Consider the following 26,147-nt stretch of genomic DNA (forward strand, 5'->3'; position numbering starts at 1 on the left):
AGCTCTAAACACATGAGCTTGCATAAAATTATACTTATTATAACTGCTAAATTCTTAATATTTTCAATGTTTAAAATATATTATAACACATATATGATTTTATTTTTCTACATTTATATAATATATAAATTATAAATAGTTATTTAATTAATATATAACAATACCTTTTAGAATATGATATATTATATTAATTAAAATTTTTTAAGATAAGTTATATTTATTGGAAGGAGCTATATAAATGAATATTTACGCTCATAGAGGTTTTAGTGGAAAATATCCAGAAAATACTATTTTAGCTTTTAAAAAATGTTTGGATACGGACATATATGGAATAGAACTTGATGTTCATAAGACTAAAGATGGAAAAATTGTAGTTATTCATGATGAAAAAGTTGATAGAACTTTTAATGGACATGGATTTGTAAAAGACCTTACTTTAAAAAAACTAAAGACTCTAAATTCATCTTTTGAAGGATATCAAAACAACAAAGAATGTAAAATTCCAACTTTAGAAGAAGTATTAATTTTAATTTCACCTACAGACCTTATTTTAAATATAGAACTAAAAACTGACAAGGTGAATTATCCTAATATAGAAAAAGATGTTTTGGGACTTATTTTAAAATACAATATGAAAAATCGAGTTCTTATATCTAGTTTTAATGGCAATAGCTTGAAAAACTTTCATAAATTAGACCCTAGTGTAAAAACGGCATTATTGTGTTATTTACCTATAAACAATGTAGTCAATTTTGCTAAATTTCTAGGTAATAGTTACCTTCATGCACCTTTAATTTTAGTAAATGAATCTCTTGTTGAACTTTGCCATACAAACTTACTTGGTATCAATGTATATACTGTAAATGAAGAGGATGATATGCTACATTGTCTAAAGCTCAATGTAGATGGCATTTTTACTAACTATCCAAATATAGCTTCAAATCTTTTAAGTTCAAAACAACATAGTTAACCTTACAATGTTTGTACTCCTTGACTTTTATATAATTAATATGTACAATTTTATTAAATTTATCTCGGAGGTATAGCTATGGATAACTTATTAAATGAACTTGAAGCTTTAAAAAGTAATTTAGATAATCTACCAATAGAAAAAATAGAAAATTATGATTTGAGTAAAACTGCTTTATTTATAATTGATGTCAATAATGGTTTTGCAAAACAAGGAGCTTTATACTCTCCTAGAGTAGAGTCTTTAATAAAACCAATTGAAGCATTTACAAAAAAAATAGCAAATAAATTAAATCGAATAATAGCATTTACTGACTCCCATACTTCTAAGTCTATAGAGCTTTTGAGTTATCCTGTTCACTGTTTGGAAAATAATATAGAAAGTGAATTGGTTGATGAGCTTAAATCAATAAATAATCTACTAATTCTTCCTAAAAATTCTACTAATGGATTTTTTGCATTAGAACGTTTAGATTTTGATGATATAGACAACATAATTATAGTTGGTGATTGTACAGATATATGTATATATCAATTTGCAATAACTCTAAAAGCCTATTTTAATCAATATAATATTGAAAAAAATATAGTTGTACCTATGAATTTGGTAGATACTTATGATATCCCAAATGTTCACTCTGCAGAACTTTTAAACTTAGTATTCTTTAATAGTATGATTCAAAATGGTATCAAAGTATTAAAAGAAATACATTAATAATCCAATATTTTATACAGTATATTATGTAATTAATAAATGAGATATTTTCAATAAAAACTTTAATATAAGAATACAGTTTTAACAAAGACATCATTACTTATAAATATTATTTGCTACGACTAGCTTATGCAATATAAAAAATCGCAATTTACATATTCATTACATATTTTTGTAAGAAATATAAATTGCGATTTTTATTTTTAAGTTATATAACTAAATAATATTGCTTCAATAGTTAAATTTACTTTTTAATAATCATACTTGTTTGTAGTCTCACACATAACTACTTTTATCTTTTTGTTGAACATATTTTTATATTCTAATAAAAACTCATTTAATTCTGAGTCCATAAGATTTATTTTTTTATCACTACAAAGCATTATTTTTTCTTGGTCTATTATTACATTAATATCATTCAAGTCATTTTTTATGAATGTTGTTATACAACTTTTTGGCTGAATTTTTTCACCATATTTCTCATAAAAACCTGCACTCTTCTTAAACGATTCTAAATCTTCTGTAGATACTTTGCTGGAAGTATTATCACTCATAAAACCTGCTGTAGAAGGGTCGATTCCAAAGTTTCTAAGTTGTTTTTCTACTTCTTCAGTGTCCATACCATATCTCTCCATAAATTGCTTTTGTATCTTCATAAACTTTTCTTGAGATATGTTGTTATCTCTCATATAATCAAATATTTTTCTTGAAAACTCAGCCATAGACATTTTTCCATCCATAACAGAAAAATATAAGTTATATATATATTGCTCAAATTTATCTACATCAGAATCTTTAACTTTGTTCTTTAGTTCGTTAAAGTCTATTATTCTATCATCAGACATTCTTCATCCTCCTAGCTAAATTTTTACTTGTATAAGATTATACCATATTTCCATTATATTTATATACACACTATTTTTTTAATTTAATCATTTTTTCTGTAGCATTTAATTCACACATTCTACCTAAAGGAATAGTTATCATTGGGATGCAATGTCCAGACTGAAGATTATATATAGCTGGCTTATTTACCTTCCTTGCAAATTCTTCTAATAATTCTATCAAATCCTTTTCTTCAATACAATCTTTGAAATCTCCAAAAATTATACCATTACATTCCTCAAGTTTTCCTGAAGAATATAGTTGGGTTAACATTCTATCTAGTTTATATTGAGATTCTCCAATCTCCTCAATAAATAAAATTTTATCCTTTGCATCTATTTCATACTTAGTTCCCATTGTAGCAATTATTAAGGATAAATTTCCTCCCATTATTATTCCCTCTGCTTTACCTTCACATACCGTGTAAATCTTTTCTTCTTTTGGGTTTTCTAAATAGAGTTCATCTTTAAATTCTAAAGCATTTATTAGAGATTTATAGGTAAACTCATCCCATTTGGCTACATTTGCTGCCATTATGCCATGATATGGTAAGAGACCACAATTTTTATAGAAAGCTAAGCTTAAACCTGTTATATCAGAAAAACCTATAAATGGTTTTGGATTTTGCTTTATTATATCATAATTTATTTTGTCCAATATCCTTGTTGTTCCATAACCTCCTCTTAAACACATAATAATATCTACATTTTTGTCTAAAAACATATCTTCTATATCTCTAGCTCTGACATCATCATTACCAGCTAAATACCCTTTATAATTTAAACTACAACTTTCGGAAAATTTAACTTCATAACCATACTTCTCTAAATTAGACTTTATTTCTTCTAAACTTGTATTTCTCAATGGCCCAGATGGCGCAATTATTCCTAACATTTAAACACCTCTTATTCTAAAATGATATATTTTTCCTCATGCTAAATCTATCTACTATAATTATAAGATATTTTATTTGTACTTGATACAGAATAATGATTTACATTAAATAATATAATTAATGAAGAAAAATAAATTTTTAATATAGTTAGGATGTGTTTTATGCTTAATATAAAAGCTCTTTGTAATGAAATAAATGATTGGGTTATAAATATCAGGAGAGATTTACATAAAACTCCAGAACTTGGATTAGAAGAGTTTCAAACTAAGAAAAAAATCATTAAATATTTAAATGAAATAGGTATAAATTACATCGAGTATAAAAATCATACAGGAATAACTGCATATATAAATGTAAATCCAAATTTTGAAACAGTTGCAATAAGGGCCGATATAGATGCATTACCTATAATAGAAGAACTCAATTATTCTTATAAATCCATCAATCTTGGTAAAATGCATGCATGTGGTCATGATGCACATACTGCTATTTTACTTGGCACTTGTAATATACTATTTAAATTAAAGGATTATCTAAATGTAAATGTAAAACTCTTTTTCCAACCTGCTGAAGAAACCATTGGTGGTGCTCAGCTTATGATAGAAGATGGTTGTCTGAAAAATCCAGATGTTAAATATATATTTGGCCTTCATGTAAATCCCAATATCGATAAAAATTTAATTGAATTAAAATATAATACTTTGAATGCCTCCACTGATACACTTCGATTGACTGTAAATGGCTCAAAGTGCCATGGGGCTTATCCACACCAGGGTATTGATGCTATAGTTATATCTGCTCATATCATAACTGCTCTACAAACAATAGTCAGTCGAAATACAAATCCTACCGATTCTGTGGTTATTTCTCTAGGAAAAATTGAAGGTGGAATTAAAGAAAATATAGTTTGTGATAAAGTTATTCTAAAAGGAACTTTAAGAACTTTAACTCAAGAAACTAGAAACTTTTCAAAAAAACGAATTAAAGAAATTTGCGATTTTACTTGTAAAACATTTGGAGGAAGTATTTCTGTTGAAATTGAGGAGGGTTATCCAGCACTTATAAATTCAAATCCTCTTGTAGATTATGTTAAACAAAATGCTATAGATTTGTTTGGAAAAGAAAATATTATCATTAAAGATACACCCACTCTTGGAGCTGAAGACTTTTCATATTTTTTAAGGCACTGTGAAGGAGCTTTTTACCATCTTGGTTGTGCAAATAGCAAAAAAAATATTACCTCTCCTCTACATACATCTACCTTTGACATTGATGAAGATTGCCTTATTACTGGTGTCATGCTTCATGTAAAAAATATATTAGCTTTTTAATTATTAATATTTATATCTAATAATTTTTTATATTGACTCTCACATGGTGTTAGGTACTATCCTAAAATTACAAATGACAAACCAAATAATTGGAGGTAATATTATGAAACAAATATCAGTAAATCCTATAGGAAAAATACGTGTTCAAGGTGAAGAAATCTTTATTGAATTGGATAAAAAATATATACCCGCACTAAAGGAACTTGATGACTTTGCTCACTTAAATGTACTTTGGTGGGCAGATGGATTTGATAATACCGAATTAAGAAATATTTTAGAAACTCCAAAACCATATAAAAATGCGCCAGATATTATGGGAATATTTGCAACAAGGTCACCTATTAGACCTAATCCAATAGCATTAACTACTGTACAAATTATTAATATAGACCATGAAAATGGTATAATAAAAATCCCATATATTGATGCTAATGACAATAGCCCTGTTATTGACTTAAAACCATATACTCCAAGTGTTGATAGAATTGAAAATCCATCAGTTCCTAAATGGTGCAATCATTGGCCTAAAAGCGTAGAAAAGTCAGGAGAATTTGATTGGGAAAATGAATTTGAATTTTAAAACTATATAATTCTTCCTTTTATTTGCTTTAATATTAGTAAATTATCTTGTATACTTAAATATAAATAAATATAAAGGAGAAAATACATGACAATATTTAGTCTACAAGCAGCAAATTTATTTGGATGGATAGCTATGGTTCTTGGTGTTATCATGTCAATTAATGATAACAAAAAACAACTTCCGAAATTCAAAAATTTAAACTACTTTTTCTTTGCTTTCATAGGCTTATTTTACGCATTTACTTTATTTGCACTTGCTCAAAATTTTATACCACATATATTTAGAATATTAAATTGTATCATTTATATAATAATCCTAATAGCATGTAATAAAATTTCTACAAAGAAAAACCTTAATAGTAGTTTCTGGACATTATTTGGATTTTCAATAAATCCTATTTTATCAATAATTATTGTTTTCTTTATTAAAAATAAAAAATACAATTAAAATAATACATTTCTTTTTGAGAGTTATTTAGCAACTATAAAGTACACTTTTGTACATTAATTATCAGCTTATTTCTTATAACTCTCTATTTTTTTACTTTTATTTCTTATAACTTTCTACTTTTTGCCTTCTCTAACTAATTAATTACAAATCTATATAATAGTTTCTATAAACAATTTAACTTAAAAATGATACTTAACTATGTTAAACTAGTAAATGTAACCACTTATATGTTACAATCTTATATAAATATTATACATAAAAAAATTATACAAATAGATGTACTTAGTATTATATTTTTAATACTAGTTCAGTAATTTTCCAGTTACAGATTTAATAATAATTAATAGTAAGACATAATATTTCTATGACCTTTATTGATTATATTTTTCTGTTATCTGTTATTATCATTAATAATAAATATAAGGGGGTCTATATTATGAAATTATATTTAAGTGCTGATATAGAAGGTACTTGTGGTATTGTAAATTGGGATGAGACAAAACTTGAATGCGAATTTTCACATCACTACAGAACACAAATGAGCAAAGAAATAGCAGCTGCATGTAATGGAGCTACTCAATCTGGCATGTATGAAATACTTGTTAAAGATGCACATGATAGTGGTAGAAATATTAATCCAGACATTTTACCTGAAAATGTAAAAATACTTAGAGGATGGACTAAAGACCCACTAGTTATGATGGCTGGAATTGATGAAAGCTTTGATGCATGTATATTTACTGGTTATCATTCTGGAGCTACTTGTAATGGTAATCCACTTTCTCATACCATGGATATTGATTACGACTATTTTAAAATAAATGATGAAATAGCGTCTGAATTTACTATAAATGCTTATATTGCTGCATATTATAATGTTCCTGTAGCATTTTTAAGTGGAGATGAAATGCTTTGTGAGAGTGCAAAAAAACTAAACCCAAATATAGTTACTATACCTGTATCAAAAGGAATTGGAAATGGTTCAATTTCAATACATCCAAATCTAGCACTAAAAGAAATAGAAAAAGGTGTTAAAAAAGCTTTATCTGGAGATTTATCTAGACACTTAATAAAATTACCTGATAAATTCAAGATAGAAATAAAGTTTAGAGAACATTACAAGGCTTTTAAAGCTTCTTTTTATCCAAATATGAAAAAAATAGATTCTCAAACAATATTATTTGAAACAGAAGACTATTATGAATTTTTAAGAATGTTATTATTTATATAAATTAAGGAGTTGATTAAGATAAGTAATAAAAGAAGAATTCCTTTAGGCGAATTTATTTCTGTATTTTTATTTTTTGCTGTTTTTTTTGGTATAACTTTTTGTATTTTCACGGTTATAGGAATTGGCTTCTTATCATTCTTAGGTTTTGAATATAAATCTCTTGGGTCTGTACTAATTTTCTTTTTAATATATTTTTGTATAACTACCCCAATTGATTTTTTATGCACTACTATTTTAGATATATTTAGATATGTAAACAAATTACCTTACTCATTATATAAATTTTGCGAATTTATAATTGATTTTATACTAACTTTTCTAGCTATGAACATAATTGATACATTTATGGATTCAATAACGATTCCTTTAAGTACAGAAATCTTATTCGCTTTACTCTCTTATCTTTTATCCGAATGTATGGATTTTTTTGATAGAGATAAGAAAAAGTCCTAATAAAAAAGATAGATTTTTTAATAGAACACATACATTAGTGTATCTATTATATAATCTATCTTTATTTTATTTAACAAGTTTTCTAATTAAAATATAGTTTCTTCTATCTCTTTAGTCATTTGTTTCGCATTATCAAAAAAATCTTCTATATATACTACTTCATCACTCACTCTTGAATATTCAGCTGCAAATGCCATTACATGACTTTGTATAGCCTCTTTCGCTGCTACTCTACTCTTTTCTAATTCTTTATTTGAAACTAATTTAACAAACTCAGAAATAAGATTTCTGTCATATTCCTCTACCATATTCTGTTTATTTGATGGTTTTATAACTATTTCTTCATTTTTTCCAAATTCTTTAATTCTTATCTCATTTTTATTTAAGTCTCCGCCAACTTCACCATGGCTAAACATTAGCTTTATAGTTCTTCCGTTTTCTTTAGTAAATGCACATAAATTAAAAGTAGCTGTCACTCCATTTTCAAACTGCAATATATTTACCATATTATCTACAACATTATTATCACATCTATAGACACATCTTCCATATGGGCTAGTCTCAAGTATTTTTAAAATATTTTCTTCTGTTGGATTTATATGAACAGCTCTGTTTATGCTTCTATCTTTTTCTAGATAAATTTTCTTGGCTGAATATGGACATTTTTTTTCAACTAAACATTGAAGACAGTTCTGTGCCATTTCTCCACTAGCATGTTGGTTGTTAAGATGCTTCAAACTTCCAAATGCAGATATTTTTTTACATCTACTACCTACTAAATATAATAAGATATCCATATCATGACAACTCTTAGCTAAAATTAAAGGACTTGTTTCATTACTATTTCTCCAATTTCCTCTAGTAAAACTATGTGCAAAATGCCAATATCCTATATTTTCATTGTACTGTATACTAACCAGTTCTCCTAATTTCTTACTTTCTGCAATTTCTTTTAATTTATTATAAAATGGAGAATATCTAAGTACATGACAAATCATAAAAATCTTATCTTTATACTTATCACATAAATCATTTATATGCACCAAACCATCTAGACTGTTAGACATTGGCTTTTCTAATAATATATGATAGCCTTTTTCAAAAGCTAGTTTTGCTACATCATAATGTCTATCATCATTTGTAGCTATTATGACTGCATCTGCCATTTTATCTTGTTCAAAAAAATCTTCTAAAGTTTCAAATACGTTTTTGCTATCTAAATTATATTTTTGTGTAAATAATTCTCTTCTTCCTTTTTTAGGTTCAGCTACAGCAACTATTTCACATACATCAGAATTTTCATAAATATATGGAGCATATGCATATGTTCCTCTATTACCTGCTCCAATTACAGCAATTTTCACCTTTTCCATACTTTAATTTATCCCCTTTATATTATTTATACTACTCTATTATAGTCTATTTTTACATACATTTGGATATTTTTAATAAAAGAAATAGCAGTTATAACTTTTCAATTTTAACTGCTGTTTTATACCAATATATTAAATATTTTCAATCTATATATTATTTAACGTTAATACAAAATCTTAAGTATTAAATACAGACTCTAAACACAATTTTTATCTATCTTATTGCTTTATTATCTTCTATTTTCTTTGTCTAATTTATCTAACTTCTTATTATATAAAAACATATAAAATGCTGCTGAAAATACTATTAAATATCCAACAACACTTAGCATATCTGGATAAACATTGAACAAGAAGATACTTAAAATTGCTGAAAAAATTATATTACTATAATCAAAGATAGAAATTTCCTTAGCAGGTGCATACTTATATGCTAGAGTTATCCCAAATTGACCTAAACTTGCAAATACGCCTCCTAGTAATAAATATATAAGTTGCATAGGAGTCATTGGTTCATATACTGCAAAAGCAATTGGCCCTACAGTAATCAACGAAAATACTGAAAAGAAAAATACAATTGTATAATAATCTTCTCTATCTCCAAGAACCCTTAAACATGTATATGCCATTGCTGCAAATATAGCTCCAGCAATTCCTCCTAAGTAAGGAATCACTTCTACACTAAATGTTGGTTTTATTATGAATAAAGCCCCTATAAATGCAATTATAATAGCTCCTATCTGTTTTACATTTATTTTCTCTTTTAGAGCAATTGCACAAAATATAACTACAAGAAATGGACTCATTTTATTTAACATGTTAGCATCTGAAAGCATCAATCTGTCAATTGCATAGTAATTAAATATAACTCCTAAAGTTCCAAATATTGACCTATATAAAAGCACTTTTAAATTTTCCTTTTTACCAGTTAGACTACCTCTATGTTTTATGATAAGCCAAAATGCTATTATGGCTGATACCAAGTTTCTAAAGAACACTTTTTGAAAACTTGGTAAATCCCCTGCTAGTTTTACAAATGCAGACATCATTGCAAAACCAAGAGCTGATAATATTATGAACATTATGCCCTTTATTCGATTTGATTTGATTGTACTACTCATACTTACCTCTTTTCTATATAAATATATAAAGTCATATTAATTAAAGACTTCTACTAATAGATTAAATAATAATTATCTAAATATTCCAATTTATACTATAATTAAAAGTATAAATTATGTCAAGTAACTAATAAAGCTTTTCAATTAATAACAATAATAATTATAATTAAAAAGTTGTATGTTTTTATAGATTATTATTACAATATATAATATAATTTTATATAGTATAGACTTTTTTTAATTTATTATTTAGATTTTTAATAGATTTTTTAATTATGGAGGTATTTAAAACATGGAAATAAAAAGATATGAAGGAACTGGAAGAATGAGTAGAGCTGTAGTTCATAACAACACAGTTTACTTATGTGGACAAACTCATGCTGAAGGTGGAGTAATTGAACAAACTACTGAAGTTTTAGCTAAAATAGAAGATTTATTAAACAAATATGACTCAGATAAACAACATTTATTATCTGTTACTATTTATTTAAGAGATATGAAAGACTTTGAAGCTATGAACTCTGTTTGGAATGCTTGGGTTGAAAAAGGATTTGAACCTGCTAGAGCTTGTGTTGAAGCTAGACTTGCTAGAGAGCATTTATTAGTTGAAATGAGCGTTGTAGCAGCTACAAAATAATTAATTTAACTAACAAGGAGATATAATATTGATATTATATCTCCTTACTATTTTATCCATATCAATTTAATTATTTTCTACAGGCAATATCAATCTGGATGGATATTTACCTCCATGATAAATGATATTTTTTGCTTCTATATACTCAATACTATTATAACCTTCTACAGTGTTGCTATTTTGAAAAATAAAGTTTTTAGCACTAGATGTTATATCTAGTCTAATTTTATGACCAACTTTAAATGTGTTTGATATTTTTGAAGTTATAATTGAGAACTTGTAAATCTCTCCTTCTTCCATAAACTCCGACTTATAAAAACCATTTCTAAATCTAGCACTAAGTATACCATCAGCTAATTTAATTGAATTCCCATCTAAATCTACATCCATGATTTTTATAACCCAGTCAGTATCTTTGGCAGAACTTGATGCAAAGAACTCTAACTTTATATCACCTGTTATAGTAAATTCTTCACTAAAAGCATCTGATGTATAACACAACATGTCACTTCTTTTTTCTAAATCCCTATAGTTATTTGGAACACCAACTTCATTTTCTGACATATCAATTAGTTGTATTGATGGGTCTTTAGGATTATATATATACTTATCACACTTTTCTTCTAAAGTACTATCAAGTACTAATCTTCCATTTCCTAAAGATGTGTTAGCATTCCCATCACTTATTAGATATAAAGGCTTATCTATTTTGTTTCTTATTGGCCAATTTGTTTCTGTCTTCCACCTATTAGAACCAACAGAATAATACTCTACTGGAGCAGTCTTATCTATATTATTTTCTATACCTTTTAAGTATTTATCGAACCACAGCAGATAATTATAATCCAAGTCATATCTCAATGAATTATTTCCTAAAGAAATACCATTTATATCTCTTAAAGTATTTGAGTTATGCATCCATGGACCTAAGATAGCCTTTCTCTTCCCTTTTTCATAACCTTTTATTACATCTAAAGCTTCTGTAGTCCCCATACCATTATCATCATACCATCCAGATACAACCAATGCAGGTACATTTATTTTACCTTTTTGTGAATGCCAATCCATCATATCCCAATACTCATCTTTTTCTACTCTTTTTAGCCATTCTTCTAGGAACTTAATCCTATACCCAAGAGCTTCAACAGGTATATTCTGTATTGGTCGTATGTTTAAAACATCATCCCAATCATCTCTTACCATTTTACTTCTATCAACTTTATTTCTTGATACCATAAATGCCCATGCAAGCATACCAGATACGAAGGCTCCTCCTTTTCTTGGTATGTCAATAAAAGGACTTCCTGATGTTACTATACTAACTAAAGCTTTAAGATGTTTATTACTTGAAGATGCAGCTGCCCACTGAACATAACCAAGATAAGATGCCCCTAACATGCCAACCATGCCATTTGACCATTTCTGTGATACTATCCAGTTTATAGTACTATCTCCATCTTCCCTTTCATGAATCATCGGCTCCCAATCACCTTCTGATTCATTTCTTCCTCTAACATCTTGTATGACAACAACATATCCTCTTTGTACATATTTATAGTATATTTCTTTATCATTTTCTTTTCCATATGGAGTTCTCATAAGAATTGTTGGTGCTTTTTTAGTAGAATCTATAAAGTTAGGAAGATACACATCTGTAGAAAGTTTTATTCCATCTTTCATATCAACCATATAATTTCCACCAAATTTTATAGAATATATCTTTTCATTTTTATGAGTTTTATTCCATTCTTTTAATACAGTATAATCTTCATATCCATCCATAACTAATATAGTACAAGTTTCCCTAGATAAGCATATGAAACCAACTATTTTATTATCCACAATAATTATATCTAATGGAAATTTTTTATTTCTTTGAACCCATATGTATTCATTAAGCCTAGAATATGTCTCTCCTAACTTATTTATAATGACGCTTTTATCTGTATTTACTAAACTACTAGTGTATACATCAAAGTTATAAAATAAAGAGTTTAAATCCATTTTTGTAAGATTTAAATAGTATGCATTTTCTTCTTTACTTATTATTTTTAAACTTTCGATTTTATTTGTAAAAGGATTTAACTTTTCAATTAATAACTCATTATCAAAAACTACATTTCCACTATATAATCCAGATATATATAGCCTAAATTTTGGCAATTAAATCACCTCCTATAATCCCAAAGACATTTTTATAGCATATGCCACTGATATACCTGCATAATTTCCTAACACTCCACCAATTACTCCCATGACCACTGCCACACTTACAAGTGAATTCCATTTTGCAGATGCAGCTACTAAAGCTGAAGTTGGTCCATCAGCAATTGCTCCTACTATAGAAAGTATTACATATTGATACTTTATTTTTAAAAGTCTAGTTATACATAGATGGAAAACAAATGAAGCAAAAATTATGCTAAAACAGTAAAGTGTTATGGTGAAAGTTGAACCTAAAAATTCTTTTATATCTACTGAAAAACCTATAGTACATAAAAAGAATAATGCAACAAATAACCCTAAATCTAAATTCCCTTTTAGTTTTTTTACTGGCTTTAACTGAGCAATTATAATTGAAATAGTTGTAACTAAAAGAATTCTTGCTGCACTACTAAAACTTGAATTGAAATATCCAGAAAGAATTGTTGCGACCTCTGTAACCACAAAACCTATGGCTAACATCCAAGCAATATCTTTAATACTCCACTCTTTTGACTCCATAAATTCTTCATTCTGCTCATCCTCTAATTCTGATTCTTCTACATGATATGGCCAAAGTTTTTTAAACTTCTTTGAATTCTTTAGTATAGCTGGTAGAGCAAACATGAATATTAATGTTGGTACTCCAATTACATAATCTGCTGCATTTGCTGCTGCAAGAGTCTGTCGACTTACATTAAGACCTGTACCAATGGCTGTAAGATTAGCACTTCCTCCAGTATATGTACCTACAAACATTCCAGCAACTTTCCAACCTTCTGATATTTTTTCTGCAAATACAAGTCCAAATAAAAATGCCATTATGCTTACAGTTAATACAGCTACAAAGATTGCAATCAAAGGCTCTTTTGATAACTTTGTCATTTCTTTTAAATCAACACTCATCAACATTATAGTCATAGAGACTGGAATGGCATATGTAGAAATAGTTCCATATAACTCAGTACTTACTGGAACTACTTTTAAGTTTGAAAGTATTATTCCCATTATGATTATTGTAAGTGCTGGTCCTAAACTCTTAATAGCTTTATATCTTTGTAAGTAAAAACCCAATGCAATCATTGATGTCATTATAGCAAGTATACTTCCTGTACTTGAAAAAAGTGTATTCATATTTAACCTCCAATTTTATCATAAGTTTACTTCTATTCCTAAGCCTGGTTTATTGACAAGATTCATAATATCTCCATCCATCACAAATCCTCCAGAGATACCATTTAATTCTTCACAAAACATGAAACTATCAAGGTCAGCTTCTGTTATATTTTTTTTAGATGCAATTAAATTTGCTGCTGCTGTTATACCAATTCTCGTTTCAAGCATGCATCCTAACATACAATTTACACCACTTGACTCGGCTATGTTATTAATTTTTATAGCAGGGTATATTCCTCCTGATTTCATCAACTTAATATTAAAGGTATCAACTGCATCCTTTTTTATAGCTTTAATAGCATCTATTGGTGAATGTAGTGATTCATCCATCATAATTTTTATATTACTCTTACTTCTTATGTAAGCAGTTCCATCCAAATCCCAATATGGAAGTGCTTGTTCAATTGCATCAACACCAAATTCTTCTAATTTTTTGATAGTATTTATACTACTATTTACGTTCCACCCCTGGTTTGCATCAATTCTAATTCTTATGCTTTCTCCAACAGCTTCTCTAATTAATCTCACAGCTTCAATATCATCTTCAGGGTTTATCCCTGCTTTAAGCTTCAATATCCTAAAGCCTTCTTTAACTTTTTCTAAAGCTTCTTTTGCCATTTTTTCTGGTTTATCTATACTTATAGTAATATCTGTTTGAACTTTATTATCAAACCCTCCAAGAACTTTATGAAGAGGTGCATTCATGAGTTTTCCTTTGATATCATATAAAGCTATATCAATAGCTGCTTTTGCAGAAGTGTTACCTATTATAATTCCATCCATGATTGTATGTATCATTTCAATATCCAGTGGGTCTTTTCCTATCAGCTCTTTTTTAAACATAAGTAATATTGAAAGTACATTATCCAAAACTTCACCTGTTACTGCTGCAAGAGGAGCTGCTTCACCAAATCCATAATATCCTTCATCAGTTTCAATTTTTAAAATTATACTTTCCCCATATTCAATTACTCCAAATGAAACTACCACAGGTTTTTTTAATCTAATTCTCAGTTTTTCAAATTTTATATCTGTTATCTTCATATTACCCTCCTTTTTGAAGTTATAATTTAATTTTTTAAATTTTATACTTCAAATTATATTATTACTTCAATACATATGTCAAGATAATTTACTGAAAATTTACTATTTTCTAAAATATGCTTCAATAATCTTCTTTTAATTAATATTTCCATGCTAAATTCTTTTTTATTATATTAATTCAACAATAATTGATTTTTATAAATTTTTATTTACATTTAATTGAATTTTAATTATCAAAATATTCTATTTATTCTTATTGCCACTAATTCTATGTTATGCTATAATTACTTTGTTTTTATCGAATATTTATATTAATTTTATTAATTGGAGGTTCTTATGTTAGGTGAAAAGATGAGAAATATAAGAAAAAGCAAGAAAAAAACATTAAGTAATGTTTCCAAATTGACAGATTTATCTATAAGTTATATCTCTCAGATAGAAAGAGATGCTATTGAACCATCCTTGTCTTCATTGAGAAAAATTGCTGAAGTTTTAGATACTCCTTTATATATGTTTATGGATGATAATAATACTGATGATTTAGTCATTAGAAAAGAAGATAGAGTTATGATGAAATTTCCAAGAAGTGAAATGTTTTATGAGATAGTATCTCCAATGCCAACATCTGAATTTACTCCTTCAAGTTTACTTGTAGAGTTTGAACTTAAACCAGAAAGTGAAGATGCTAAAGATTGTATATATCACGCATCAGAAGAAATCATGGTAGTAACAAGTGGTATGGTTGATATTTGTATGGGGGAAAAAATAATAAGATTGAATACAGGAGATTCAACATTTATAAAAGCCAACATACCTCATAAAATCATCAATCCTAGTAAAGATACAATAGCTCGTGGATATGGTGTTATTTCTCCTCCAATTTGGCCAATAAAATCTAAATAAACACTATATAAAATACATACTTTTTATATATGCTACAAAATAAAAATATTTAAATACTACTTTTACTTTCAAATTGAAGTATTTATTTAAATCTATAATATTTATTTAAACCAAAAAATAGCTATTTGACTAACTAAACCATCTTGATTATGGTAAATAGTAAATAGCTATTTGTAAATTACATTTTAATTTATAATAAGAGTTATGTTTATTAAGGTTAAATTAAACTGCTATATCATTTAACACTTTTGCTTTTACAACTCTTATATTTTTCATACTCTTGTAAATATCTTGAATCTTTTCTTCTTGTTCCCTCAGCAATCTATGTGCTTCATATATATCTACAAATTCAAATTTTACTACATCATTTGGCTTTGCTTGTGCCAACTTATACAAATCTACACTTATGACATTTCCTATTTTAGTATATCCACCACTAGTCTGTCTATCAGATAGCATTATAATAGGTTTTCCATGTCCAGGTACTTGTATGGCTCCATAAGAAATACCATCAGATATAATATCTGCTCCATTAAGGTGTTTTATACTCTCTCCATCCAGTCTACAACCCATTCTATCTATTTCATTTGTAACTTTGTATTCATTTGATAAAAACTTTTCTACTTCATCTTTAGAAAAAGCATCAAATTGAGGTCCTTTTACAATTCTTAAGACTATTTCTGAACTATAGTTTGGAATATATTTTGAATTTAATTTTTTATTTATTGTAAAATCTTTTTCCTGAATGAAAGTATTTATATAATCACCTTTTTTAAGTGCCCTACCTTCAAAACCACCAATCTTAGCTCTTGTATAAGTCGATTTACTACCCATTGCAAGTGGGACATCTATTCCACCAGCTATTGATACATATGCTCTAGCTCCTGATTTTACACCTCTAAATGATAATACATCGCCAGGGTTTATTTGATATGACCTCCAGTTTTGAATTTCTTTTCCATTTATTCTAGCGCCTAAATCTCCCCCAGTTACTGCTATTTGTGTATATTCATCAAATGTAATTGTAGGGCCCAACATTAAAACTTCTAAAGAAGCTTCATCTTCAGAATTTCCAACTAATATATTTCCCACTCTATGTGCATACTCATCCATTGCCCCACAACCAGATACACCATATTGTCCATATCCAACTCTACCTCTGTCTTGTATTAATGTTTGGAAACCTCCTAATTCAACTTTGAATCCCATATATACCACTCCCTGTACTATAACGATATTTAAATACTCAAATTATTTTTTTCAATTTCTATAAATTCATCTAATGTTATTGGAACAAATTTTATAAAATCTCCAGCTCTAAGTAAAATTTGTTCTTCTCTATTTTCATCATATAATTTTAAAGGTGTCCTACCAATTATTTGCCATCCTCCAGGACTATCGATAGGATATACACCTGTCTGAGAACCTGCTATACCAACACTTCCACCATAAATTTTAGTTCTTGGCACCTCTAGTCTAGGTGTAGCTATTCTTTCATCCATACCTCCTAGATACGGAAAACCAGGAGTAAATCCCAACATATATATCAAGTAATCTCTACTTGTGTGTATTTTTATAACATCATCTACAGTAAGATTATTATGACTTGCAACATTTTCAATATCTATACCAAAAACCTTATCATAACATACTGGAATCTCATGTATTTTAGGTTTTGGTAATTCTATACTTTCTAAATTATTTTCTATTTTTTTTAAACGCTCAATTAAACTATCAAAATCTATTTTTAGAGGATTATAACTTATCATAAGTGACCTATATGTTGGCACCATTTCTGTGACAATCCCTTTAAGATTTGATATCTCTATTGCCCTCATAAATGAAATTACTTTTTTATTTATATCTTCTGATATCTCATTTCCAAACTCAGCAACTACTGCTTTATCTCCTGATAGCAAGTATCTAGTTTTCATAAATGTCACCTCTTCTAAATTAAGCAAATAAAGTACCTAGACTACTAAGAGAAGTTATTCCTGTATAGGCAGATATTAATACTACTATTACTCCAAATATTAAAAGCCATGTAGGATGTTTGTAATCTCCAACAATATCTTTTCTTTTAGATGCTATAAGCATTATTCCTAATGTGATTGGAAGTATTAATCCGTTTAAAGAACCTGCTAAAATTAATAAAGTTGCTGGTTTTCCTATAAATGCCATTATAAGTGTTGATATTGCTATAAAGGCTATTATAAAATACTTTTCATACTTATCTATAAAAGGATTTAGTGTTTTTAAGAAAGAAACTGATGTATAAGCAGCACCTATAACTGATGTAATTGCAGCAGACCATAATACAAGTCCAAAGAATTTGTATCCTATTGCCCCTGCACTAAATTTAAAAGCTGAAGCAGCTGGATTTTCTGGGTCAAGTTGAAGACCTTTTGAAACTACTGCTAATATTGCTAAAAATAGAAGAACCCTCATCATTGTTGCAACTAGTATTCCTAAAAGAGAAGACTTAGTTATTTCTTTTATATTTTCTTCTCCTGTTATTCCACCATCTATTAGTCTATGTCCTCCAGCAAAAGTTATATAACCTCCAACACTTCCTCCAAGTAGAGTTATTATTGGGAATATAAGCCCTTTTGGATTCTCTGGTTTTACCATTTTAAAAACTGCTTCTCCAACAGGAGGATGATTTGATATTGCTACATATCCAACTATAATTATCATACCTAATGCTAAAAACTTAGTTATCTTATCTACTAGAGAATTTGAATTTTTTGACATAAATACAAATATTGCTATCAATCCACTTAATACAGTTCCAAGTGTCATATTCATATTAAACATTACATTCATACCAAGTGCAGCTCCACCAACATTTCCTATGTTAAAAGCTAATCCTCCAAGGGCTACTAAAAAAGCAACTAGATAACCTAATCCAGGCACTATTTTATTTGCTATATCTTGACCTCTAAGACCTGATACACCAATTACTCTCCATACATTTACTTGAGCTCCTATAAAAAGAATTGTTGTAATTAAGATTACAAACGAAAAACTCGGCCCAAAATCTTGAGTAAATTGTGCTGTCTGAGTTAAAAAACCAGGTCCAATTGCTGATGTTGCCATTATAAAAGCAGCTCCTATAAGTGCCCCAACATCTTTTTTATTTTTCGTTTTATCAGTAATATTTTTTGTACTCATATTTTATCTCCCCCTCATATTATCAGTCTTAAACCATGTTCTCTAATGAACAAGCTTCCATATCTTCTAATGGACAAACTTCTATATTTTCTAATTCAAAGCGTTTTCTTATCTCTTTAACAAACTCTATTGCCTTTGGATTATCCCCATGAACACATATAGAGTCAGCTTTGATATGTATAACTTCACCTGTTAAAGTTTCTACAGTTCCTTCTTTTACCATCTTAATAACTCTATCTATTGCACATTCTGTATCATGTATAACTGCACCCTCTACACTTCTTGGAACTAAAAATCCATTATTATCATAAGCTCTATCTGCAAATACTTCATTTGCATACCTAAACCCAATCTCTTTAGCAGAATTTATCATTTCACTATTGTATAATCCTAAAAGTATGATATCTTTGTTTACTTCATATATAGCCTCACAAATACCCATAGCTAAATCTTTATCTTTAGCTGCCATATTGTATAAGGCTCCATGTGGTTTTACATGTTGTATGTTACATCCATTTGAACTTGCAAAAGCCATTAAAGCTCCTAATTGGTATTTTGTATAATCTTTAGCTTCTTGCTTAGTTATTTTCATCTCACGTCTTCCAAATCCCATTAAATCTAGAAAACCTGGGTGCGCCCCTATTTTCACGCCATTTTCTTTAGCTAACTTTACTGTTTTGTCCATATGATTAGGGTCACCTGCATGAAACCCACAAGCTATATTAGCTGATGAAATATATTTTAAAACTTCTTCATCTAAACCAACCTTATATGCTCCAAAACTTTCACCTAAATCACTATTTAAATCTACTTTATACAATTTATGACCCCCCTCACTAGCATTTTGATAGAATAAGTAGTTTTAATTTTTAAATTTTGTTTATTTTATATATTGCATGAAATATTTTATTACTTTTATTCAATTTTAGTTTTGCAACTATTTCGTTGCATTTTATAATATAATTTTACCATTTGAGGAATATTTTTGCAATTATTTTAATTTCGCATTCATTTGTATTTCTTTTTCAAAAAATGTTTTTGCCATTTTTTAGTTAATAATTAATCATTTCTACCTAAAAAAAGGTATTTGACTTTCATTTTTAAAGTATTTTTCAATTTTAATCACTTTGTATGCAAGACAGAAGTATTTTTCTTCATTCATTTGTTTATTTCATCCATATAATTATCGTTTTTTGTAAATAAAATATCTTTATATTCTCTTAAGTAAATCTTTATAGAGTTTTACGTATAATAAAATCATGTATACTAAATACATGTTAAAATATTATTTTAAAACAAAGACAATATTTGTACATATTGTAGACATACAAACCTATAAATTATACAATAGTATTATTAAGATTATATATTTTTTAACATAAATTTTGTATTGGGGGAAAAACAATGGATAAAAATTATACGATGCCAATATACCAAAAAATAGCTTTGGATATTGCAAATAAAATATATACAGGTGAAATACAAGAGGATTCAGTATTATTTGGACGTTCTGTTTTGGCTGGTAAATACAATGTATCTCCAGAAACTATAAGAAGAGCTGTTAAAATTTTAGAAGATATTGGTGTTGTTAAAAGCATAAAGGGTAAAGGTGTTATTGTATTATCTCCAGACAAAGCTTCTTCTTTTATAAAAAAATACAGGGATATTACAAATATATCATCATATAAATCAACTCTTTATAATTTAATAGATACTAAATCTAATTTAGAGAATGAAATATTGGATACTATAAATAAAATTTTAGATTATTCTAACAGACTTGAAATAATAAATCCTTTAGTGCCCGTTCAGTTCACAATAAATTCTAAATGTAAGTATGTTGGACAAACAGCCGCTCAAACTAAATTTTGGCAAAACACAGGTGCTACAATAGTTGCAATTAAAAGAGGTGAGGAACTTATAATATCTCCTGGCCCGTATATCGAGTTTTTAGATGGAGATATTCTCTTAGTTGTTGGAGACAAACATATTTACAACTCTATACCAATGTTCTTATATGAAAGTGAAAAATAAATCATACAATTTAGTATGATTGTATAAAAAGTGTAAGTAAACAATAAAAAAAGAGCTTCATATTTTACATAAAGCTCTTTTTAAGTTCAAATAAATTTTGTTTTTGACTACTTTTTAAATATCTACTTCATCTTCTTTTTCCCAACTTAAAGCTCTTGATACAGCCTTCTTCCAACCTTTATATAATTTATTTCTCTTATCTTCATTCATATTTGGATTAAATTCTTTTTCTACTGACCATTTTGATGGGATTTCATTACTTCCAATATAGAAACCAACAGATAATCCTGCCAAATATGCTGCCCCTAAAGCTGTTGTTTCTACTATTTTAGGTCTATCTATATCTACATTTAATATGTCTGACTGAAATTGCATTAAAAAATTATTATTACTTGCTCCACCATCAACTTTTAGTGACTTTAATTTCAATTTTGAATCATTTTGCATTGCTTCTAAGACATCTTTTGTTTGATAAGCAATCGATTCCAATGTAGCTCTTATTATATGTTCTTTTTTTGCACCTCTTGTAAGACCTAAGATTGACCCTCTAACATACATATCCCAATATGGAGCTCCAAGACCTGTAAATGCTGGTACTACATATACACCATTAGTATCCTCTACTCTATTTGCATACATTTCACTATCTTTCGCAGATTCAATTATCTTTAATTCATCTCTAAGCCATTGAATAGATGCACCTCCTATGAATATACTTCCTTCTAGTGCATATGTCACTTTTCCATCAACACCCCAAGCAATTGTTGTAAGCAGTCCATGTTTAGATTTTACTATCTTACTACCTGTATTCATAAGTAGGAAGCAACCTGTTCCATAAGTATTTTTTGCAGTACCTTCTTCAACACAGTTTTGACCAAATAATGCTGCTTGTTGGTCTCCTGCACATCCAGCAATAGGTATTTTAGCTCCTGATAGCATACGTTCATCTGTATGGCCATAGACATAACTAGAAGGTTTTACTGATGGTAACATGCTTATTGGTATATCTAACTCTCTTAGTATATCTTTATCCCATTCTAAACTATTTATATTGTACATCATCGTTCTAGATGCATTTGAGTAATCTGTTACATGTACTTTTCCACGTGTCAAATTCCATATTAACCATGTGTCTATAGTCCCAAATAACAACTCTCCTTGTTCTGCTTTTTCTCTAGCACCTTCTACATTATCTAATATCCATTTTACTTTTGTTGCTGAAAAGTATGCATCTATTAAAAGACCAGTTTTTTCTTTTATTAGTTCTTCTAACCCTTTATGTTTAAGCTCATCACATATTTCTGATGTTCTCCTACACTGCCATACTATCGCATTATAAATCGGTTTCCCAGTATACCTACTCCAAACAATTGTAGTCTCTCTTTGATTAGTTATTCCTATTGAAGCAATTTCTTCTGGTCTTATTCCTGCTGTTTCTATAACTTCTCTCATTACTCCACTTTGTGAACCCCATATTTCCATAGGGTCATGTTCTACCCACCCAGCTTTTGGGTAAATTTGTTTGAATTCTTTTTGTGCGATTTTTACTATTTCACCCTTTTTATTAAATAGTATAGCTCTTGAACTAGTTGTTCCTTGGTCTAGTGCCATTACATACTTCTTTTCCATCACAGTATTCTCCTTATCACATAATAATATTTAATTTATTAAAAAGAAAAATCTAATATTACATATTTAAGTAAATAATCATACTTAAGTATAAATTTAATAAATTAGATACTTCTAATAAGACACTTATTTTATATCATATCTATATAATAATATTATACATTATAGCTTACATATTGATTAATAAATTTTAAAGGTTTATAATAAACAGTGTTCATAATAATTTTGATAAAAGAGGTGGTAATATGCCAAAGATTTTAGAAAATGTAAAAGAAGATATACTAAAAGTGGCTCGAGACATGATTCTAGAAGAAGACTACTCCAATATTAGTATCAGGAAAATAGCTCAAAGATGTGGTATAAGTGCAGGCACAGTATATAATTATTTTGATTCAAAGCAAGAAATAATAGAATACATAACAAAATCGGAATGGGATTTATTGATAAGGCGAATTGAATACTCCAACAAAAATACTGAAGATTATATTAAAAAATTAGATATTATTTTTACAGAAATAAGAAATTTTATAAACAAGGTTCATAATATTCAATACAATGATTTTTTAAACACTTTTGAGACTAAAAGATTTTTTGAAATGAAAAAACATAAAGATGATTTTCATGAGCAGCTTTCAAATAAAGTATATGAGGCTTTAGAAAAAGAAAAGTTTTTTAATAATGATACATTAGTATGCAATATAATTATTAAAATGTTTTTTTCATACTCAACATATACTCATATAGAATTTAAAGATTTAAAACCCTATATTGAAAAATTAATACATTAAGGTGGTGTTTGCCTTGAATTCTAATACTAGTATTCAGAACAAGGATAGTAATCCAAAAATATTTTTAGTACTTATACTTTATCTCTTAGGTATATTTATGGGAGCTATTGATACAGGAATAGTATCACCAGCAAGAACGATTATACAAAATAGTCTTGGAGTAAATGAAAAGACAGGAATTTGGATGATTACCATATATACATTAACATATGCATCTGTAATCCCTATTTCTGGAAAATTAGCAGATAAAATAGGAAGAAAATATGTGTATTTAGTTAGTATATTTCTATTTGGTAGTGGTTCATTAATATGTGGATTATCATCACTATTTTCCAATTTCAATATTTTACTAATTGGTCGTGTTATTCAGGCAATTGGTGGTGGCGGAATTATGCCTATTGCTACAGCAGAGTTTGGAACTACCTTCCCAGAGAATAAAAGAGGTATGGCTTTAGGTTTAGTTGGAGCAACGTATGGTATTGCCAATATTTTAGGTTCAAGTATTGGTAGCACAATTCTAAGTATATTTGGAACTCAAAATTGGAAATGGCTATTTTTTGTAAATCTTCCGATTTGCTTAATCATACTTATTGGTGGAATTTTGTGTATTAAAAATAATAAGTCTACATCTACAGAAAAAATAGATAAACTTGGTACATTAATGTTGATATGTATAATTGTATCATTATTGTATGGTCTTATGAATATAGACTTTTTTAACTTTACAAATTCTATGCAAGATATATCAGTTTATCCTTACTTATTGGCATTTATTGTACTTATACCTATTTTTATATTTATTGAAAATAAGGCTAAAGACCCTATTTTAAATTTTGAATATTTTTTAAATCCAAGAATACTGATAGTCCTTATTTTATCTTTAATTGTTGGTATTGGAATGATGGGTATGGTATTTGTTCCACAATATGCTGAAAATGCATTAAAGATAAATGCTGGTTCTGGTGGATATTTTGTTGCTATATTAGGATTATTTGCAGGTGTTGCTGCTCCTTTAAGCGGGAGACTTATTGATAAGTTTGGTGCAAAGAAAATACTATTATTAGGATTTTCTGTATCCATGATAGGGTCTCTTTATCTGGTATTAATTGCACTAAAAACAAACACAGTATTTAGTGTATGTATAAGTCTAATGTTTATGGGCTTAGGTATGGGATTTACTATGGGAACTCCTCTAAACTATATGATGTTATCAAATACAAGATTAGAAGAATCTAATTCAGCACTTGCTACATTGTCTCTGATACGCTCAATTGGAACTTCAATTTCTCCAGCTATAATGATTGGCTTTATAGCGCATGCAGGGTTATCTGTACAAGATAATATTATGGACTTAGTTGGAAAACCATCAACACCTAAAATAGTTCAACTTGAAGAACTTGAAAATATGATAGATGATTTAAAGTCAGACCCTGAAATGGCAAAGAATTTAAAAAATGTTTCTATACCAAATATGGATGATACATCAAATATCAACATGGATATGACAGGTGGTAAACTACCAAAATACTTGTTGGATAAGGTTCAGTCAGCAGATACAACCAACATTACCAATATCACAAAGGAAATATCAACAACCATGTTTGATGAAAAAGTTCCATCTGTAATTAATAAAATCCAGACAAATGTACAAAAAGGAATAGATGGAACACAAAGTGGAATAAATGGTATCGAAGAAGGTGAAAATAAACTAAATAGTGGTATTAAAGGAATTCAAAAAGGTATTGACAATATGATAAAAGCTAGGGCTGGCATTAATCAAGGAATAGATGGTATAAAAAAAGGCATTGATGGTGTTAATAAAGGTATTAAAGGTATGGAACAAGGTCTTGTAAAGCAAGATAAAGCCATAAATGAATTGACAATTGCTTACAATAAAATACCTACTATACCACAAGAAAATACTCCTACTAATAACGAAAATAACTCAAATGACCAAGAACAAAATAATACTAGTAATTCTAATCCTGACAACAATAAAAATAATTCTACAGAAAATAAAAATAATAATTCGGGTGAAAATAAACCAAATTTAAACGAAAAAAAGGAAAGTTTAAATGCTCAAATACAACAATTAAAAAAAGCAAGAGCTGAATTAAACACAAAGCTACAGAAAAGTAAAACTCAAAAGAAACAATTGAATAAAAAACTCAAAACAATGGAAATTCAAAAAAAGGAACTTCAAAGTAAGCTAAATGATTCTATAAATAAAAAGAAAGACATGGAAAAAGGCCTTGGCACTATGGAGCAACAAAAAAAATCACTTCAATCAGTTTTAGCAAAGACACAAGAAGTAAAAACTGAAATACCAAAGGCTTTTGATAAATCAAAATTAGATTATATAAATTCTATAGAAAACAATAGAACAAAAATAGAGAATACACTTCAATCTACTCTAAACTCAGGGTTTAAACAGATGTATATAACAGTATTCTGTATAAATTTACTTGCATTCATAATATTGTTATTCTATAAAGAAAATAAAACTAGATAAAAGAGTGTTATAGTATTATATTGTAGATTTATCTTATATCTT

The 26,147-nt window shown here is 28.0% G+C and carries 24 protein-coding genes; 12 read left to right on the forward strand and 12 right to left on the reverse strand.

Features of this window, described 5'->3' with window-relative positions:
- Positions 1-238 precede the first annotated feature (238 nt).
- Both Q3304_RS00095 and Q3304_RS00100 read left to right on the forward strand, forming a co-directional pair.
- Positions 239-970 carry a glycerophosphodiester phosphodiesterase gene (locus Q3304_RS00095; protein ID WP_407813589.1) on the forward strand — a complete coding sequence of 244 codons (732 nt, stop codon included), beginning with the start codon at positions 239-241 and terminating at the stop codon, positions 968-970.
- 78 nt (positions 971-1,048) lie between these two features.
- Positions 1,049-1,684: an isochorismatase family protein gene (locus tag Q3304_RS00100; protein ID WP_407813590.1), complete on the forward strand. Its 636-nt coding sequence runs from the start codon at positions 1,049-1,051 to the stop codon at positions 1,682-1,684.
- Between the two features lie 251 nt (positions 1,685-1,935).
- Here the strand turns inward: Q3304_RS00100 and Q3304_RS00105 are convergent, their stop codons facing one another.
- Positions 1,936-2,529, reverse strand: coding sequence for a DUF3867 domain-containing protein (locus tag Q3304_RS00105; RefSeq protein WP_054269881.1), 594 nt, complete (start codon positions 2,527-2,529; stop codon positions 1,936-1,938).
- 70 nt (positions 2,530-2,599) lie between these two features.
- On the reverse strand, positions 2,600-3,463 hold the full coding sequence (locus Q3304_RS00110) for an LD-carboxypeptidase (RefSeq protein ID WP_243192844.1): 864 nt from the start codon (positions 3,461-3,463) through the stop codon (positions 2,600-2,602).
- Between the two features lie 162 nt (positions 3,464-3,625).
- On the opposite strand from Q3304_RS00110, the gene Q3304_RS00115 reads away from it, so the two are divergent.
- The 5 genes from Q3304_RS00115 (at position 3,626) to Q3304_RS00135 (ending at position 7,512) form a co-directional block, all read left to right on the forward strand.
- Positions 3,626-4,795, forward strand: coding sequence for a M20 family metallopeptidase (locus tag Q3304_RS00115; protein WP_407813591.1), 1,170 nt, complete (start codon positions 3,626-3,628; stop codon positions 4,793-4,795).
- A 103-nt stretch (positions 4,796-4,898) separates the two neighbouring features.
- The gene (locus Q3304_RS00120) at positions 4,899-5,375 is read left to right on the forward strand and encodes an SAM-dependent methyltransferase (protein ID WP_054276363.1); all 477 of its coding nucleotides are present in this window, start codon (positions 4,899-4,901) and stop codon (positions 5,373-5,375) included.
- An 87-nt stretch (positions 5,376-5,462) separates the two neighbouring features.
- Complete coding sequence (locus Q3304_RS00125) at positions 5,463-5,825, forward strand: hypothetical protein (protein ID WP_054276362.1); 363 nt, start codon at positions 5,463-5,465, stop codon at positions 5,823-5,825.
- Positions 5,826-6,264: 439 nt separating this feature from the next.
- The gene (locus tag Q3304_RS00130) at positions 6,265-7,059 is read left to right on the forward strand and encodes a M55 family metallopeptidase (RefSeq protein WP_054269876.1); all 795 of its coding nucleotides are present in this window, start codon (positions 6,265-6,267) and stop codon (positions 7,057-7,059) included.
- A 9-nt stretch (positions 7,060-7,068) separates the two neighbouring features.
- Positions 7,069-7,512, forward strand: a complete 444-nt coding sequence (locus Q3304_RS00135) for a regulatory YrvL family protein (RefSeq protein WP_074178930.1) — start codon at positions 7,069-7,071, stop codon at positions 7,510-7,512.
- 86 nt (positions 7,513-7,598) lie between these two features.
- On the opposite strand, the gene Q3304_RS00140 is transcribed toward Q3304_RS00135, so the two are convergent.
- Entirely contained in the window at positions 7,599-8,885 is a 1,287-nt protein-coding gene (locus Q3304_RS00140; protein WP_407813592.1) for a Gfo/Idh/MocA family protein, read from the reverse strand.
- Between the two features lie 230 nt (positions 8,886-9,115).
- On the reverse strand, positions 9,116-10,006 hold the full coding sequence (locus Q3304_RS00145; RefSeq protein ID WP_054269874.1) for a DMT family transporter: 891 nt from the start codon (positions 10,004-10,006) through the stop codon (positions 9,116-9,118).
- A 292-nt stretch (positions 10,007-10,298) separates the two neighbouring features.
- Between Q3304_RS00145 and Q3304_RS00150 the strand changes: the two genes are divergently transcribed.
- Positions 10,299-10,643, forward strand: a complete 345-nt coding sequence (locus tag Q3304_RS00150) for a RidA family protein (RefSeq protein WP_407813593.1) — start codon at positions 10,299-10,301, stop codon at positions 10,641-10,643.
- A 66-nt stretch (positions 10,644-10,709) separates the two neighbouring features.
- On the opposite strand, the gene Q3304_RS00155 is transcribed toward Q3304_RS00150, so the two are convergent.
- Genes Q3304_RS00155 through Q3304_RS00165 form a run of 3 tightly spaced genes read right to left on the reverse strand, consistent with a single transcriptional unit; the run spans position 10,710 to position 15,065 of the window.
- Positions 10,710-12,806: a CocE/NonD family hydrolase gene (locus Q3304_RS00155; RefSeq protein WP_407813594.1), complete on the reverse strand. Its 2,097-nt coding sequence runs from the start codon at positions 12,804-12,806 to the stop codon at positions 10,710-10,712.
- A gap of 12 nt (positions 12,807-12,818) precedes the next feature.
- Positions 12,819-13,979: a DUF819 domain-containing protein gene (locus Q3304_RS00160; RefSeq protein ID WP_054269871.1), complete on the reverse strand. Its 1,161-nt coding sequence runs from the start codon at positions 13,977-13,979 to the stop codon at positions 12,819-12,821.
- Between the two features lie 18 nt (positions 13,980-13,997).
- Positions 13,998-15,065: a mandelate racemase/muconate lactonizing enzyme family protein gene (locus Q3304_RS00165; protein WP_054269870.1), complete on the reverse strand. Its 1,068-nt coding sequence runs from the start codon at positions 15,063-15,065 to the stop codon at positions 13,998-14,000.
- A gap of 336 nt (positions 15,066-15,401) precedes the next feature.
- Between Q3304_RS00165 and Q3304_RS00170 the strand changes: the two genes are divergently transcribed.
- Entirely contained in the window at positions 15,402-15,968 is a 567-nt protein-coding gene (locus Q3304_RS00170; RefSeq protein ID WP_407813595.1) for a helix-turn-helix domain-containing protein, read from the forward strand.
- Between the two features lie 222 nt (positions 15,969-16,190).
- Here Q3304_RS00170 and Q3304_RS00175 read toward each other — a convergent pair whose 3' ends face one another.
- The 4 genes from Q3304_RS00175 to Q3304_RS00190 are packed head-to-tail and all read right to left on the reverse strand — an operon-like array spanning position 16,191 to position 19,962.
- Complete coding sequence (locus tag Q3304_RS00175) at positions 16,191-17,177, reverse strand: biotin-dependent carboxyltransferase family protein (RefSeq protein ID WP_054269868.1); 987 nt, start codon at positions 17,175-17,177, stop codon at positions 16,191-16,193.
- A 29-nt stretch (positions 17,178-17,206) separates the two neighbouring features.
- The gene (gene pxpB / locus Q3304_RS00180; protein ID WP_054269867.1) at positions 17,207-17,902 is read right to left on the reverse strand and encodes a 5-oxoprolinase subunit PxpB; all 696 of its coding nucleotides are present in this window, start codon (positions 17,900-17,902) and stop codon (positions 17,207-17,209) included.
- A 19-nt stretch (positions 17,903-17,921) separates the two neighbouring features.
- The gene (locus Q3304_RS00185) at positions 17,922-19,142 is read right to left on the reverse strand and encodes an NRAMP family divalent metal transporter (protein ID WP_054276357.1); all 1,221 of its coding nucleotides are present in this window, start codon (positions 19,140-19,142) and stop codon (positions 17,922-17,924) included.
- A gap of 28 nt (positions 19,143-19,170) precedes the next feature.
- The gene (locus tag Q3304_RS00190; RefSeq protein WP_407813596.1) at positions 19,171-19,962 is read right to left on the reverse strand and encodes a LamB/YcsF family protein; all 792 of its coding nucleotides are present in this window, start codon (positions 19,960-19,962) and stop codon (positions 19,171-19,173) included.
- Positions 19,963-20,546: 584 nt separating this feature from the next.
- Between Q3304_RS00190 and Q3304_RS00195 the strand changes: the two genes are divergently transcribed.
- On the forward strand, positions 20,547-21,176 hold the full coding sequence (locus tag Q3304_RS00195; RefSeq protein ID WP_021384134.1) for a TrkA C-terminal domain-containing protein: 630 nt from the start codon (positions 20,547-20,549) through the stop codon (positions 21,174-21,176).
- A 114-nt stretch (positions 21,177-21,290) separates the two neighbouring features.
- Here the strand turns inward: Q3304_RS00195 and glpK are convergent, their stop codons facing one another.
- Entirely contained in the window at positions 21,291-22,805 is a 1,515-nt protein-coding gene (glpK, locus tag Q3304_RS00200; RefSeq protein ID WP_407813597.1) for a glycerol kinase GlpK, read from the reverse strand.
- A gap of 245 nt (positions 22,806-23,050) precedes the next feature.
- Between glpK and Q3304_RS00205 the strand changes: the two genes are divergently transcribed.
- Positions 23,051-23,593: a TetR/AcrR family transcriptional regulator gene (locus Q3304_RS00205; protein ID WP_219673637.1), complete on the forward strand. Its 543-nt coding sequence runs from the start codon at positions 23,051-23,053 to the stop codon at positions 23,591-23,593.
- A 4-nt stretch (positions 23,594-23,597) separates the two neighbouring features.
- The gene (locus tag Q3304_RS00210) at positions 23,598-26,105 is read left to right on the forward strand and encodes an MFS transporter (protein ID WP_407813598.1); all 2,508 of its coding nucleotides are present in this window, start codon (positions 23,598-23,600) and stop codon (positions 26,103-26,105) included.
- The last annotated feature ends 42 nt before the right edge of the window (positions 26,106-26,147 follow it).

It is taken from the genome of Clostridioides sp. GD02377, assembly GCF_045899875.1.
In the GTDB taxonomy this organism is placed as follows: Bacteria; Bacillota; Clostridia; order Peptostreptococcales; family Peptostreptococcaceae; genus Clostridioides; species Clostridioides difficile_A.